The organism is Nocardia grenadensis (assembly GCF_050942415.1).
In the GTDB taxonomy this organism is placed as follows: domain Bacteria; phylum Actinomycetota; class Actinomycetes; order Mycobacteriales; family Mycobacteriaceae; genus Nocardia; species Nocardia grenadensis.
On the sequence record NZ_CP192054.1, the window covers coordinates 2,599,340 to 2,614,300 of the forward strand.

General features: G+C 67.0%; 9 protein-coding genes and 1 pseudogene. 6 read left to right on the forward strand and 4 right to left on the reverse strand.

Annotated elements, in window-relative coordinates:
• Window positions 1–70: 70 nt before the first annotated feature.
• The 5 genes from ACQPYS_RS11745 (at window position 71) to ACQPYS_RS11765 (ending at window position 4,480) form a co-directional block, all read left to right on the forward strand.
• Window positions 71–835: an ABC transporter permease gene (locus ACQPYS_RS11745; RefSeq protein WP_431938960.1), complete on the forward strand. Its 765-nt coding sequence runs from the start codon at window positions 71–73 to the stop codon at window positions 833–835.
• Between the two features lie 44 nt (window positions 836–879).
• On the forward strand, window positions 880–1,920 hold the full coding sequence (locus tag ACQPYS_RS11750) for an ABC transporter substrate-binding protein (RefSeq protein WP_063036346.1): 1,041 nt from the start codon (window positions 880–882) through the stop codon (window positions 1,918–1,920).
• A gap of 16 nt (window positions 1,921–1,936) precedes the next feature.
• Window positions 1,937–2,740, forward strand: a complete 804-nt coding sequence (locus tag ACQPYS_RS11755) for an ABC transporter ATP-binding protein (RefSeq protein ID WP_431938959.1) — start codon at window positions 1,937–1,939, stop codon at window positions 2,738–2,740.
• A 42-nt stretch (window positions 2,741–2,782) separates the two neighbouring features.
• The gene (locus ACQPYS_RS11760; RefSeq protein ID WP_433492608.1) at window positions 2,783–3,901 is read left to right on the forward strand and encodes a glycerate kinase; all 1,119 of its coding nucleotides are present in this window, start codon (window positions 2,783–2,785) and stop codon (window positions 3,899–3,901) included.
• A 285-nt stretch (window positions 3,902–4,186) separates the two neighbouring features.
• Window positions 4,187–4,480 carry a DUF427 domain-containing protein gene (locus ACQPYS_RS11765; protein WP_431938957.1) on the forward strand — a complete coding sequence of 98 codons (294 nt, stop codon included), beginning with the start codon at window positions 4,187–4,189 and terminating at the stop codon, window positions 4,478–4,480.
• A gap of 323 nt (window positions 4,481–4,803) precedes the next feature.
• On the opposite strand, the gene ACQPYS_RS11770 is transcribed toward ACQPYS_RS11765, so the two are convergent.
• From ACQPYS_RS11770 to ACQPYS_RS11780, 3 genes and pseudogenes are all read right to left on the reverse strand, one after another.
• Window positions 4,804–5,802, reverse strand: a complete 999-nt coding sequence (locus ACQPYS_RS11770; RefSeq protein WP_433492609.1) for a patatin-like phospholipase family protein — start codon at window positions 5,800–5,802, stop codon at window positions 4,804–4,806.
• Window positions 5,799–6,912: pseudogene (locus ACQPYS_RS11775) on the reverse strand (fatty acid desaturase family protein). Before ACQPYS_RS11775 ends, ACQPYS_RS11770 begins: the two are co-directional and overlap by 4 nt.
• An 808-nt stretch (window positions 6,913–7,720) precedes the next feature.
• Entirely contained in the window at window positions 7,721–9,031 is a 1,311-nt protein-coding gene (locus ACQPYS_RS11780; RefSeq protein ID WP_433492610.1) for a PucR family transcriptional regulator, read from the reverse strand.
• A 216-nt stretch (window positions 9,032–9,247) separates the two neighbouring features.
• Here ACQPYS_RS11780 and ACQPYS_RS11785 point away from each other — a divergent pair, with 216 nt between their 5' ends.
• Window positions 9,248–11,206 (forward strand): neutral/alkaline ceramidase, encoded by a 1,959-nt coding sequence (locus tag ACQPYS_RS11785; RefSeq protein WP_063036228.1) that lies wholly within the window; start codon window positions 9,248–9,250, stop codon window positions 11,204–11,206.
• Between the two features lie 69 nt (window positions 11,207–11,275).
• On the opposite strand, the gene car is transcribed toward ACQPYS_RS11785, so the two are convergent.
• Window positions 11,276–14,797, reverse strand: a complete 3,522-nt coding sequence (gene car / locus ACQPYS_RS11790; RefSeq protein ID WP_433492611.1) for a carboxylic acid reductase — start codon at window positions 14,795–14,797, stop codon at window positions 11,276–11,278.
• Window positions 14,798–14,961 lie beyond the last annotated feature (164 nt).

A 14,961-nucleotide genomic window follows, 5' to 3' on the forward strand; every position in this document is an offset into this window, starting at 1 on the left:
ACCGAACCCGGCGCAACCCGCCCGTACTCGGCGTCGGAAGCTCCCATCCCCATCCACTCTGTGGTCGACCGTGTGGCGGCCACTCGCCCTGGTGGCGGTGCTCGTCGTCGCCTGGTGGGCCGTTACCGAGTTCGAGCTCGTCGAGCCCTACATCCTGCCGTCGCCGGCGGATACCTGGCGCACCGCCGCCGACAACTCGGCATACCTGCTCCAGAACACCTGGGTGACGACCTACGAAACAGTGGTCGGCTTCGTTATCGCCGCCGTGATCGGCGAAGCCGTCGCACTGGTGATGATCTACTCCCGTGGTGTCGAGCGAACGATGTATCCGCTCATCCTCTTCGCGCAGGTCATACCCAAGATCGCGATCGCCCCGCTGTTCATCGTATGGCTCGGGTTCGGCACGAGCCCCAAAATCCTCGTCGCCGTGCTGATGGCCTTCTTCCCGATCGTCATCGCCGGTATGGCCGGGTTGCGTTCGGTGGATCCCGAAATCCTCGAGCTCACCTCCACCATGGGCGCGAGTAATTGGAAGACATTCGTGAAGGTCCGTTTTCCGGCCTCGCTGCCGCAATTGATGTCCGGCCTCAAGATCGCCGCCACCCTCGCGGTCACCGGCGCAGTCGTCGGCGAATTCGTCGGCGCGAACGAAGGGCTCGGCTATGTGATCCTGCAAGCCAATGGAAATATCGACACAGCGATGCTGTTCGCCGCCCTGATCATCATGTCCCTGCTGGGCATCATCCTGTTCGCGATCATCGAAATCGCCGAGCAGTTCCTCATTCCATGGCACGCCTCGCGTCGCTCCACGGCCTCGGCCGTCGGCGCGGCCTGAGCATGCCGAACAACCGCATTCGCGGCAAAGCTGGAGAAACTCGCATGAAATTCGGAATTCGCAGACTCACGACGATCGGCGCCGCCGCGGTGGCATCGGTCCTGGTATTGGCCGGCTGCGGGGGCGGCGGCAATGACGCGAAGGATCCCGGCGCCGATGGGAAGACCACCGCGGTGTCGTTGATGCTCAACTGGTATCCCTACGGCGAGCACGCACCGTTCTATTACGGAGTGCAGGAGGGGATATTCGCGAAGCACGGTATCGATCTGCAGATCTCGGCCGGTCAGGGCTCGACCAAGACCGCGCAGGCCACCGGTTCGAAGCAGACCGATTTCGGCTGGGCCGATACACCGGCCGTGCTCAGCAATATCGACAAGGGCGTCAAGATCAAGAGCGTCGGCGTCTACCTCCAGACCACACCCTCGGCAGTGCAGGTATTCGCCGATTCGAATATCCGGACCCCGGCGGATCTGGCGGGTAAGACCATTGCCGTCTCCGCGGGTGACGCGCCGACCACGACCTTCCCGGTCTATCTGGACAAGGCGGGTGTGTCGGCGGATCAGGTGACCCAGCAGAGCCTGGACTCGGCGGGCAAGATGTCGGCGATGCTCTCGGGCCGGGTCGACGGACTCATCGGATTCGCGCACGACCAGGGCCCCACCATCGCGAACAAGAGCGGCAAAGAGGTCCGCTATCTGCGGTATTCCGACCAGGGCCTGAACTTCTTCAGTAACGGGCTGATCGTGAACGAGGCCACCATCGCATCCTCGCCCGAGCTGGTACAGGCCATGGTGGATGCGACGAGCGAGGCCTTCGCCGCCGCGGTCGCCGACCCGGACGCAGCGGTCGCCGCGATGGAGGGCAAGGATCCGCAGCTGCCGCCGCGGCAGGTCCTGCTCCAGCAGTGGCAGCAGACGATCCCGCTGCTCAGCACACCGGAGACCGCCGGGAAGGCGCCGGGAACCAATGCCGAAGCGAACTGGCGCGCCACGATCGATGTCCTCAGCAGTGCGAAGCTCCTCGACAAAGCCGAGGACCCGGCCAAGTACTGGGACGCGCAGTTCACTCCCGCCGGCAAGCCGTGACCGGACAGGTGACGAGATGAGCACACCCACCGACACCATCGCCCGCACCGATACCGCGGTCGCGGTCGCCGATCTGACCGTACGGTTCTCGTCCAAACGTGGCGAGGTCACCGCATTGCACGACGTCGACCTGCAGGTACGTCGAGGCGAGTTCGTCTCGATCGTCGGCCCGTCCGGCTGCGGCAAATCGACGCTGCTGAAAGTCGTGGCCGGTCTCACCGATCCGAGCGGGGGCAGCGTCGAACTCGGCGGCGCCCCCGTGCGGGGGCCGCAGCGCAATATCGGCTATGTATTCCAGCGTGCCGCACTGCTGGAATGGCGGACCGTCCGCAAGAATATCCTGCTCCAGGCCGAAATGCGCGGACTGAACAAACGGGCGGCCGCGGCCGAATGCGCGCGTCTCATCGAGATGACCGGGCTCAGCGGATTCGAGGACGCCCTGCCGCACGAACTCTCCGGCGGTATGCAGCAGCGGGTTTCGCTGTGCCGGGCCCTGCTGCACGAACCGGAAGTGCTGCTGATGGATGAGCCGTTCGGTGCTCTGGACGCGCTCACCAGGGAACGGATGAACGTCGAGCTGCATCGGATCTGGCGGGAAACGGGCACCACGGTACTGCTGGTCACCCATTCGGTGGCCGAGGCGGTATACCTCGCCAACCGGGTGGTCGTGATGAGCCCGCGGCCGGGCCGGATCGTCGAACTGCTCGACGTCGATCTGCCCGCGCACCGGAACTACGCCACGACGATGGAGACGCCGGAATTCATCACGGTCGCCAACCGGGTCCGGGATCTGCTCGGTGCGGTGGCGCACGCGGACTGATCCCCGACCCACTGCCGGATCAACCGAGAGGAAGCCGACCGCGTGAGGGTTCTGGTCGCCCCGGACAAGTTCAAAGGAAGCCTTTCCGCCGCCGAGGTGGCCGACCGGCTGGCGGCGGGCTTGGCGGCGGCGGGTGTCGACACCGACAGAATGCCGCTGGCCGACGGCGGGGACGGGAGCGTCGACGCCGCAGTGGCGGCCGGGTTCACGCCGCATCCGGTAACGGTGGCCGGCGCGGCGGGGACTCCGAGCTATGGGTGGATCGCTGTCCGTGACGGCACCGCTGTGGTAGAGGTCGCCAGTACCTGCGGCCTCACCACCCTGCCGAACGGACGCCTGCTGCCATTGGACGCGAGCAGTCTCGGGATGGGGCAGGCCATCGCGCAGGCGTTGCGCTTCCGGCCGCGCCGGTTGGTCCTCGCCCTCGGTGGCAGCGCCGGCACCGACGGCGGCATGGGACTGCTCGCGGCGCTCGGCTTCACCTTCGCCGATGCGCGGGGAATACGACTGCGCGCGTGCGGACGGAACCTGGGTCGAGTCCACACCGTCGACTCCGCACGGGCGGTAAGGCTGACCGGCATCGAGATAGTGGTCGCCGGTGATGTCACCAACCCCTTGTTCGGGCCGGACGGCGCGGCGGCGGTGTACGGGCCACAGAAAGGGGCCACCGACGCCGAGGTGCGGTTCCTCGATATCGGCCTGCGTAACCTCGCTCGCGCGTTCGCCCGCAGCGGCTACCCGGACGCGACAGCCCTCGCGGCCACGGCCGGAGCGGGCAGCGCGGGCGGAATCGGTTTCGCCGCGTTACTGCTCGGCGGCACGATCGAGTCGGGCGCCGGGTACTTCCTCGACCTGCTCGGGTTCGATCGGCTCCGCTCCGGTGCCGACCTGGTGGTCACCGGCGAGGGCAGTATCGACGAGCAGACCGCGAACGGCAAACTACCCGCGGTACTGGCCCGCCGCGCCCGCCCCGTTCCGGTCGTCGCCGTCGCCGGCCGGAACACGCTGTCCCCGGACCGATGGGGCCCGGCGGGATTCACCACCATCTACTCCCTCGGCGACTACACCGACCGGGATACCGCCGGTGACCCCGAACTGACCCGGCACTTGCTGACTCGCATCGGCCGGGAGATCGGCCGTCTCCCGGCCCTGACGCCCTGAACAGGCCCACCTCGGCCCGCCGGCGAGAGGCCGCCCCGGCCCATCGTCGGCTCGTCGCGTCCGGGTCCGGAGGTGGCCCGTAATGCCGCACCTCCCTGAACGCTGCGCCGTGCGCTTCGGCGCCGATCCGGAATCGGGCCGACGCCGGGCGGCGGAGAAACTGTCGTTCGGTCGAAGCCGAGACGACAGCGGCACACGCGTGGGGTGAGCCGGGAGCGCTCGGCGCCGAAAGCGGCGCCGGGTTCGGTACCTGCGCTCGGCCGGGTGCTACGGCAGAATCGAGGGATGACAAAGGCAGTCGTGAACGGCGTAACGATCGCGTCCAGCGACGACACCGTCATCATCGAAGGTAACCATTACTTCCCGCCGGGCTCGATACGGAAGGAGTTCTTCGAGCCCACCGATACGCATACGTTCTGTCCATGGAAGGGCCGGGCCGACTACTACACCGTGGATGTCGGCAATGCCGAGCCGCTGCCCGACGCCGCCTGGTACTACCCCGAACCCAAGGCAAAAGCAGCCGAGATCGAGAACTACGTCGCCTTCTACAAGAATCAGGTCGAGATCCTCGACGACTGACCGCCGGTACCCTTCGCCGGGTGACCTCGGTGCCGTAGTCCTCGGCAGGACGGCCCGAAGCCCGGCGGGGAGAACGCAGCCGGGTGAGCGGTCGACCAGCAGCGGGAACGGACCTGTCGCCCCATCGGGGTCGGCGTGACCGGAAAGGAAAGTCCCGCCGTCATCGGCCCCACCTCTGCCGGTGCCGGATATAGAGCCGGGCCCGATCCGAGCCGCGTCCGCACGGGTCCTTCAGAGGAGACTCGTGGACGCCGGCCGATGACGAGCCACGGGTGCACAAGCGGCGTGGTCGGGTCGTGATTTTCCGGCGGGTACCCCGCTCGCTATTCGGTGACGGCGTGTGACAGACCAGCGGTTCGCTGCCGATCGGCTGTGGAGACTGCTTCCGATGGTCCGAGAACGTGCGCGTCGACGACGTGCCGGAGTTGCTCTTCGGTCCGGGTCCGGATCCAGGTGGTGGCGATGTCGTACCCGGTGTCGAACAGTTCCTCGGAGGTCTGGGCCGGCGCACTGAGCGCTGCCCCATAGCGCCGGTGGGCGAAGATGGTCGACTCGCGCAGGGTCCGGTCGCGGAATGGTCGCGGGCGGTGCGCGATGGAGGGCAGTGACGGGTGGAGCAGCGGGAAAATTAATCCGCCCCGGCTGTCGTGGGGTTCCGGTCCGTAGAGATCCAGCACGAGGGCGGGGTCCGCGGCGAAGATATCGCGGGGGACGCGGTATTGGCAGCCGCCGTCGAAGACGTCGTCGAGTCCGGCGGCGGCGGGCAGGGCCCCGGGTATCCGGGTGGCGGCGACGATTGCGTCGGCAACGGGCAGATCGGCCAGGCCCAGCTTCGGCAGGTCCCGGGGCAGCAGCAGGGTGCCGTGACCGGCCGCGTAGACCGGGATCAGCAGCGACGAGGCCACACGGTGTGGTTCGGATCCCGGGGGCCCGAGGGCGAAGTCGGCGAAGGTGCGGTCTCCGGCGAATGCGTGGGCGAGTTCGCGAATCCGTGCGTGCGGATAGAGGGCGCGCTGTGTCATCAAGCCACGCAGGCTTCTGGTGCCGAGGATTTCGTGCTCGGGGTGATCGATCGCGAGCATCCGGGCGCGGTCACGTGTCATGCCCAGCGCCGTCGCGGTTGCCGCGAGCGCACCGCCACTGACGCCCACGACGACCGGCTGCAGAGCCGGCGCGGTGGGCCCGAGGTACTGGGCGCGCCGGGCGGTGAGTGCATCCACCGACCCGATGCTCATTCCCACCATCAAGGCGAGGCTGCGGCCGGCGACCCCGGCGAGAATACGGACAATCGGACGTTCCGCTGTGGACGATTGATCTGTCACCGTTGTCCTCGCTCGCCCGTGAATGCCGCGATCCAGCGCTGGAGTCCGCGGCCGGAGCCGGAGGCATTCCCTTGTTCCGAGGCCGTCGCGGCCAACGCGGTGCGGAGCCCGCGCCGTGCACCGGTGCTCTGGTCGACGAGTTGCCGGCCGGGACCGCTGCCTGCGCCCGGCGTACTGTCCAGGAACTTACGTTCGGACCGTGTTTCGGCGGCATCCTCGGAGGTGCTGCGCAGGAGACGGTCCGGTAGCGCGAGCTTCCACACGGTGCGATAGGACAACCAGAACTGCGCGGGGAGCGAGCCGGTGGTGTAGGGCAGGTCGTATTCATCGCACAGGGCGCGGACACGCCGGGCGATCTCGGGATAGCGGCTGCTCGGCAGGTCGGGAAACAGATGATGCTCGATCTGGTAGCAGAGATTCCCGGTCAAGAGCGCCAGGACGGGTCCGGCGTGAAAGTTTGCGCTGCCCAGCAGTTGCCGGAGATACCACTCGCCGCGGGTCTCGCTGTCCAGATGATCGGCGGTGAACTTCTCGGCGCCGTCGGGAAAGTGACCGCACATGATAACGACGAACGACCATACGTTTCGCAACAGCAGCGCCGAGATATTCGCTACAAGGATTTGCTTGAACTGTCGTCCGCTCAGCGCGGGGTAGAACAGCAGATCCTTACTCGCCTGGCGGGCGAACTTCCGCGCGAACTCGATACTCGGTTTCGAGCGCCACCGGTTGCGCGGGATGCCCAGATATCGTCGCTCGAGCGCCAAATCGTGCACGGCGATGACCACTTCGAAGCCCGCCGCGATGAGCAGGCTCGTTACGGGCTGGATCAGATGAATCGGACGCCAGGGCTCGTCCCGGGTCATCCGCAGCACCACGAAGCCGAGATCGGCGTCCATGCCATAGACATTGGTATAGGTGTGGTGGATATGGTTGTGTGCGCGTTTCCAATGGCTGGACGGGCCGGCGAAATCCCATTCCCAACAAGCGGAATGGATCTCCGGGTCCGCGTGCCTTCTCGATATCGGTGCGGATCCGATCCAAATCGTGGCCGAGCGACTCGATATCCTCGGCGGTGAGGTGTGCGAATGCTTGTATATCCCTGATCGCCATCGATCTTGCTACCGCGCTCCTCGAATGCGGCCGGCGATTCCGGCCCGGATGGCCGGGTGCGACTGATCGGCGGGCCCGGCCCCGGTGCGGGATTTTTCTGCGGTGTCGGCCGGTATTGCCGCCGTCCCCGGAACCGTAGTCGATTCGAGCTTCACGTCTATCTCCTCCACAAAACTCCGGCAAATATTCTTGAAGTGCGCATGATTGAGAAGATGTGGCACACCGCTGGTTCTCGAGCTGTCGAGAACTTTCTCCGACAGCATGCGGCCGGGTCGCCGGCCCGGCCGCGGCGGCCACGAGGCACGCGAATTTCCATGGCCGCGAACGATATCGCCCGCAGTCTCGATTCGGGCGGGCGTCGTCGCCGATTCCGGGAATTCGTTCGCATGTGCACACCGGGCTGGTCGACATGTCGCGATCATGCAGTGCGGTACGACCGTCTACCTTGCCGCGAATATCGGCCTACTCTGATCGCGCAATTCCCTTTCCGTCCGCGTCGTACAACGTTTCGTTGTAGACCCGGACGACTCTACTGAAGCAGTTTATCGAGAACAACGAATCTGCCTCGTCGATCGAAAAGTTTGTCAGACGTGCACATTCGATGGAGCGCCTTTGTCCCCGCCGCACAACGCACTCGACCGTCGCTGCCCTCGTGTGCGTTCGGTGGCGGTCTCCCCGTCGGTAACGAGGCCGGTCTGCCCCGATTCGAGTGACGGTACCGGTCTTGTCCATCCCGAGCTGTCGAGGATCGGCGCGAAGCGCGCCACCCGGTGCGGTGGGGTGGTCCTGCCACCCGACCTGGTAACCGTCAGGACGGCGGACGCAGCACACTCCGTCCCAGGAAGCGGCAGATCCGTAGTGCCAGTGCGATATCCAGCTTCTCGTGACCCGCTCCACTGATCCGGGTGGCGTCGACGGCCTTCGTGATGCGGTATTTGACGGTGTTGCGGTGCAGGGTCATCTGCTGCGCGGTATGCACGTGGCTTTCGCCGGTTTCGTAGAAGGTGTGGAGAGTGTCTCGTAATGTTGCTGCCTGTTCGGTGTCGTCGGCGAGCGTTCCGAGTACCTCGCGCACCCACGCCCGGGTCGCGTCGAGGTCTTTGGCCAGCAGCGACACCACCGCGACGCCGGGGTCACCGAACCCGATCGTCCGGCAGCCGGGCGGTATCCCCGGCAGAGTGGCGACGAAATAGGCGGCGGCGGCTTGTTGATGGGAGCGGCGGAAACCGTCGTGTCCCCGTCCGGGCAGTCCGACTGCGAGCCGAACCTGCGCGGGAAGATCGGCCTCCGACCGGAACCCGTCGGCGTCGACGGCGGGCTGTCGGTCGAACGGGAACCACGCCCATACCGTCCGCCGGTCGATGGCTGTCACCAGTGGCGGGCCATCGGCCTGTATTGCGTGAGTGATGGCCCGGCTGCCGGAAGCCAGCAGAGCCGTGGCGACCTCGTCGCTGCCCGTGGACCACAGAATCACCGCCAGATGTGCCCGGTCGAGACCGTAACCGGTCTCTGCCTCGAACCCTGCCGGATCCGGTGTCCGTGTCGACAGCAGCGTGTGCACCGTGGCGGAGTGCACGGTTCCGCGGGCCTCGACCCACCGCATGCGTTCGGTCTCGTAGGCCGCGGAGACGTACTCGATGATCCAGTCGGTGTAGGCGTAGACACTCTCGGTGAGGCGTTGGAGAACGGCAAGTCCCAGGGCCGTCGGCAGGCTCCGCTGCGCGACCTCGTCGTAGCAGATACGCATCATGGTGTTCTGGCCCATGTGGTAGGCCCGCACCAGGAAGTTGGACGGGATATCGCGTTGCGCCATCCGCCGCGCGTATTCGACGGCTGCCATGGGCGGTTGCAGGTGATCTACCGGGATATTGTTGGCCAGGATCTCGACCATGGTGGTCACATTGGCCTGGATGCTGGCGGTCCGCAGGTCCGAAAGCCGCGGATCGGCCCGGGTGTAGTCGATCGTGTGGAGGATCCGCCGGGTCATTCCCGCGGCGATCTCCGATTCCCGAGTGCGCAGCCCCGCCCCGATCTGGAGAACGATAGCGGCTATGCGGGCCGGCGTCGGCTCCGACGGCGGCCCGGGCCGGTGCCGCGGTGGGTGTGCAGAAGCGGTCATCGTGCGTGGTCTTTCACGGGAGAGGCGCATGAACGGGTCGATGGTGCCGGGAACCGTAGCGTATGTGCTCATGGTCGCCCGGTGGCTTCCCGATGCCGGTGACCGCGAAACCGTCGATCGCGCAATGCGAAACCCGACTTCGTCCTTGCTAGTTTGTCTGTGTAACCGAACCCGAACCGCTGCGGCGGGCCGAATCCAAAAGGACAGAAGAGGTCGATGCCGGAAACGAACTATGCGACCGACCGCCATCTGGTCGGGCGCGCCATTGCCGACATCACCGGAGAACCGGCCGAGGTCGGCATGCTCGGCTACGGCAAGGCCGATCAGAAGACCGCCGGGATACATCTCCGGCTGCGCTCCCGTGCCTTCGTCTTCGTCGACCCGCTCGTCGATCGGCGGGTGCTGCTGGTCGTGAACGATCTGCCGTTGATCTTCTCCAGCATCACCCAGGAGGTGCTGCGCCGGCTGGCCCAGCGCTTCGGCGACACCTACACCCACTCCAATGTGATGCTCACGGCGACCCACACCCACTGCGGGCCCGGTGGCTATTCGCACCACCGGTTGTACAACGGCTCGGGCGGGTTCCGCCCCGAAACCTTCGCGGCGATCGTCGACGGCATCATCGAGGCGGTCGAACGAGCACACGAGGATCTCGCCCCGGCCACCCTGCGTCTGGCGCACGGCGAGTTGCGCGCGGCCAGCGTCAATCGCTCACGTGCGGCATTCGACCGGAACCCGCAGGAGGACAGGGATTTCTTTCCCGACGCCGTCGATCCGCAGACGACGCTGCTGCGCATCGATCGCGAGGGCGAACCAGTCGGCGCCATCAACTGGTTCGCGACGCACGGCACCTCGATGTCCAGCCGGAACACACTGATCAGCGGGGACAACAAGGGCTACGCGGCCTATCACTGGGAGCGCGTGGTCGAAGGCGTGAACTATCTGGTGGACCCGGATCCCGACTTCGTCGCCGCCTTCGCGCAGACCAACGCGGGGGATATGTCGCCGAATCCGGACGGTAGGCCCGATAACGCCGGCGACGAGTTCGACAACGCTCGGGTGGTCGGTCTGCGCCAGTACGAGGCCGCGGCGAAACTCGCCGCGGGGTACGTGCCGCGGATGGCCGGCAGCATCGACCACCGTGTGGTGCACGTCGATCTGTCCGCCGTGACCGTCTCCCCGGAATTCACCGGCGATGAGCGCGAGCATCGCACCGGACGACCCGCCGGGGGTGCGGCCGCCTTCGCCGGCGCGGGGTACGACGGACCCACCCACTGGAAGACCTTCCGCGAAGGACGTAATCCCGGCTGGGATCTGCTGTCGCGGTTGGCGTACCGGTTCGCGCCCGCGCTGCGGGATGCGCAGGCGCCCAAGGCGATCGTCGCGCCGGGCGGCTTGCTCAATCGGTTCGGGCCCTACGTGCAGGAGATCGTTCCGGTCCAACTCCTCCAGCTCGGCGAGCTGTATCTGCTCGGTATTCCCGGCGAGGTGACGATTGTCGCCGGGCTGCGGTTGCGGCGCACGGTGGCGGCCGTCCTCGGCGTAGAGCCGGCCGATGTGCTGGTCGCCGGATACAGCAACGCCTATATCCATTACGTCACCACCCCCGAGGAGTACGACGCCCAGCACTACGAGGGCGCGAGCACCTTGTTCGGCCGCTGGGAATTGCCGGCCCTGCAACAGATCGCGGCGCAGCTGGCGACCGCGATGCGCGACGGCAGCCCGGTCCCCGCCGGCACCGGGGCGCCCGATCTGTCGGAAGTGCAGCGTCGCGCGAAAGCGTTCTCGTCGCCGGACTTTCCGCCGGTGGGACATGACTTCGGGGATGTGCTCAGCGAGCCCGAGCCGGCCTATCGCGCGGGGGAGCGGGTGAGTGTCGAATTCGCCGGCGCGTACCCCAATCACGACCTACACCGCGGCAGTACCTATCTCATGGTGCAGCGGCGCGACGGGGAGCGGTGGCGGACGATCGCCGACGACGGCGACTGGTCGACCACCTTCGGCTGGTCACGTGGCGCCGCCTCGAGCTCACGGGTCACCATCACATGGGACAGCCCCGCCGATGCGACGCCCGGCAGCTATCGCATCCGGTACTTCGGCGACGCCGTGAAACCGGGCAGCGACCGCGTGCCGATCAGCGGTACCTCGCCCGAGTTCCGGATCCACGACGAGTAGTCGGGCGAATGACCGCAGCGGATCCGCGGTAGCGGCAGCGCACCGTGCCGGCGAGTACCGCGGGCACGGCTACAGCAGACCCAGTAGGTGGAGGTCGGTGCTGTACTTGACGATGATCTCCGGGGTCACGTGCGGGATATCCCGGTCGGCGCCGATCTTCGCGTGTCGCACCGCCGCGCGGAACCGTTCGGTGGGCGCGATCGAACCGCGCACCGCTCGCTGCGGTTTCCGGTAGCTGTCCAGCAGCGGTAGCAGCGAATACCGTCGCTGCCGATCCGGCAAGGCGCGTACCGCGGTCTCGAACCGCCGCAACCAGCTGTCGTAATCGGGTATCCGTTGGATGGGATGGCCGGCGTCGATGAGCCAGTCGACGTAGGTATCCAGCGAGATCCCGTCGTCGTACGGGTTCATCACGTGGTAGGTGTGGAACCCGGTCCCCGCGCGGGCGCCGAGCGAGACGATGGCCTCGGCGATGAAACCGACCGGAAGCCCGTCGTAGTGGGCGCGCTGCGGCCGGCCGTCCGGATCGAGTTCGTAGAAGGACAAGGGGGCCGTGCCGGTGGCTTCCAGACTCAACATCAACCGGGTGAACATATCGGGGACATTGAGCTGGCCCGCGTACTCGGTATCGGCGAGGATCATATCGCAGCGGAATATCGCCACCGGCAGACCGCACAGGTCGGCGGCCTCCCGTAGCAGCACCTCACCCGCCCATTTGCTGTTCCCGTAGCCGTTGGCGTACCGGTCGTCGATGCTGCGGTGTGGGCTGATCACGCGGATATCGGCGTCCTCGGTGAAATCCGCGGGCGCGACCTGATCGCCCACCGCGATGGTCGAGGTGTAGGTGTAGGGCTTCTGCTTCGTGGTGAGCGCGAGCCGGATCAGTTCAGCGGTACCCACGACATTGGGGCCGAACAATTCGCTGTAGGGCAGGATGTGATTGACGAGTGCGGCCGGGTCGACGATCACGTCGACGGTATCGGCCAGCCGCTGCCAGGTGTCGTGGTCCAGTCCGAGATCGGCCCGGCCCTTGTCACCCGCGATCACCTCGAGATGATCGGCGGCGAGCTCCCGGTAGCGCGCGGTGAGTACCGGGTCGCCGGAGTCGAAGGTTTCGTCGAGCCGGGACCGGGCCGCGGTGTCGTCTGTGGCGCGGACCAGGCAGATCAGTGTTCCGCCGGCGCGGGCCATCCGTTCCAGCCATTCCAGCGCCAGATACCGCCCGAGGAATCCCGTCGCGCCGGTGAGCAGGACCGTCCGGACCGTCTCGCTCGGACCCGGTAGGTGGGGCGCCCGCGCGAGCGTGCGTTCGTCGAGGAACTTGTCGAGTGTCAGTTCGTCGGCGTGCACCTCGGTCGCTTCCGCACCGTGCACCGCGGCGAAGGTGGGGCGCCGGGCGCCGGCCCGTTGTTCGTCGATGTAGTGGGCGACCGCCCGGAGGTCGGCGGTGGGGCCGATGAGGAAACCCACCGGGACCTCGACCCCGAAGATCTCGCGTAACAGTTGTCCGAAGGTGAGCGCCGACAGGGAGTCGCCGCCCAGGTCGGTGAAATGCGCGTCCGGGCGTATCTCACCGGTGGCGGCACCCAGCAGGGCCGCGGCCGCGCGCACGACCGTCTCGATAGTGGGCCGGTCCCCGGCGCCGTGGCGCACGGCGCGCAGCTCCTCGGCCTCGGCTTCGGCCAGCTCGGTGTACAGCTGCTCCAGGCGCGGGCCGTAGTGCTCCTTGAGGGTCGGCCGGGCCAGTTTGCGAATACCGGTGAGCAGGCCGTTCTCCGGTGTGAACCGCTGGTATTCGAGGAGGAAATCACGCGGGATCTCGTAGGACTGCAGACCCGAGGATTTCGCGACCTGCTGTAGGGATTCACTGATCATCCGCTTGAGCGCGCGGCTGTCGCCGCCGGCTCGTTCCCGTGCGGCGGCCGTCGGTACCACCACTGCCACGAGGTAGGAGCGCGTGCTGTTGCCGTAGACGTAGATCTGGCGGATCAGCGGGCTCTCGGCGAACACGGCTTCCACCTTCGACACCGTCACGAATTCACCCTGCGAAAGCTTCAGTACGAAGCTGCGGCGATCGACGTACACGAGTTGATCGGGGCCGACCTCGGCGAAGATGTCTCCGGTGTGATAGGCGCCATCGGCGTCGAAGACTTCGGCCGTCACGTCCGGACGCTTGTAATACCCGGGGACCAGCGTGTCCGAACGAACCACCAGCTCCCCTCTGGGGTACGGGCGGTCGGTGCGGAAGTAGCCCAGATCCGGGACATCGACGAGTTCGTAGCGGGTGACCGGTGGTCGGCGCACCCGGCCGTCCACAGCAATACTCCCGGTTTCGGTGGCACCGTAGCCGTCCACCACATGCATATCGAGGAAGGACTCGACCCACGCCCGCATCTCGGCCGAGATCGGCGCCGAACCCGTCGTCGCCGCGAGATACCGCCCACCCAGCAGATTCCGGCGCAGGTCCGCCGCCACCTCCGCTTCCGAGGTCGTGCGGTCGGTTCCGTCGCCGCCGCGGCGGGCCACTTCGCCCTGGAACCGATGGAAGAGCATTTCCCAGATCCGGGGTACGAAGGAGAGCTGGGTGGGCCGGACCAGGGCCAGATCGTCCAGGAGGGTCGACAGGTCGCTGGTGGCGGCGAAGAAAACGGTGCCGCCGCGGCCCAGCGTCATGTAGAGAATGGCGCGCCCCATGATGTGGCTCATCGGCATGAAGCCGAGCGCTATCGCCGGTTCGGTCCCACGCTGGCCCCATTTCTCACTGCTCGCGGCCCGCCAGTGGTCGGCCACCAGCCGCTCGGTGAGCATGGCTCCCTTGGGTGCCCCGGTGCTCCCGGAGGTGTAGATCAACAGCGCCAGCGAGTCCGCCTCGACGGTCGCCGGCGCCGGCGCGGGCGGCAGCACCGCGCCGCGGGCGACGACTTCGGCCAGAGTTTCGGCGACCACCGTGCCACCTGCCTCCGCCAGCCGCGCCCGGGCCGCCGTCAAGGTCGCGTTCTCGTCGTCGTCGCGCTCGTGGTGGTCGAAAACGATCAGCCGGGCCGGGGCGTGGCCGGTGAGCGCGAGTTCCACGGCATCCGTGAGCCGATCGATACTCGCCGCGATCACCACCGGTTCGGTCTCGGCGACTATGGGCAGCAGGCGGGCCGCGGCCGAACTGGTCGGCAGCGGGACGACCACCGCGGCCATCCGGGTGAGCGCTACATCGATCACGGTGTAGTCGACACTGGTGAACCCCAGCATGCAGACACGATCGCCCGGCCGTACGCCGTCGGCGGTCAGCGCGGCGGCGATCGCACCGGCTCGGTGCCATACCTCGCGATAGGTGACGGTCTCGAATTCGGGCCGCAGTGTCGTCGTGGTGCGCCCGGTCTGCTCGTCGGTGACGTACTCGATCGCACGGTGCCCGAGCGCGGGCCGGTGCGCGTAACCTTCCATCACGGTCCGCGCGATCTCGAACGCGCGCAAACCGGGTTTCGCGGCTGCCGCGGTGACCGCCGGGTCGGGCCGGGCAGCGGCGAACTGCTCGTCGGTGCGGTACAGCTCCGCGATGCGGTGTTCGAGCCGGGACTCCCGGGTTTCGATCGACATCGGACTCACCTTCGAAAGCTCGTAGTCTCGAAATTCTCCGGTGGCACTCGCGAGTGTCGTATGGCACTTCCAAGTCTCGAAGTGTCCCAAGGGTGCGTCAAGGGCCTGTGACAAAAGTGACCGGGGCTACCGATCGGCCACATCGGTCGCCACCCCGTGGTGTG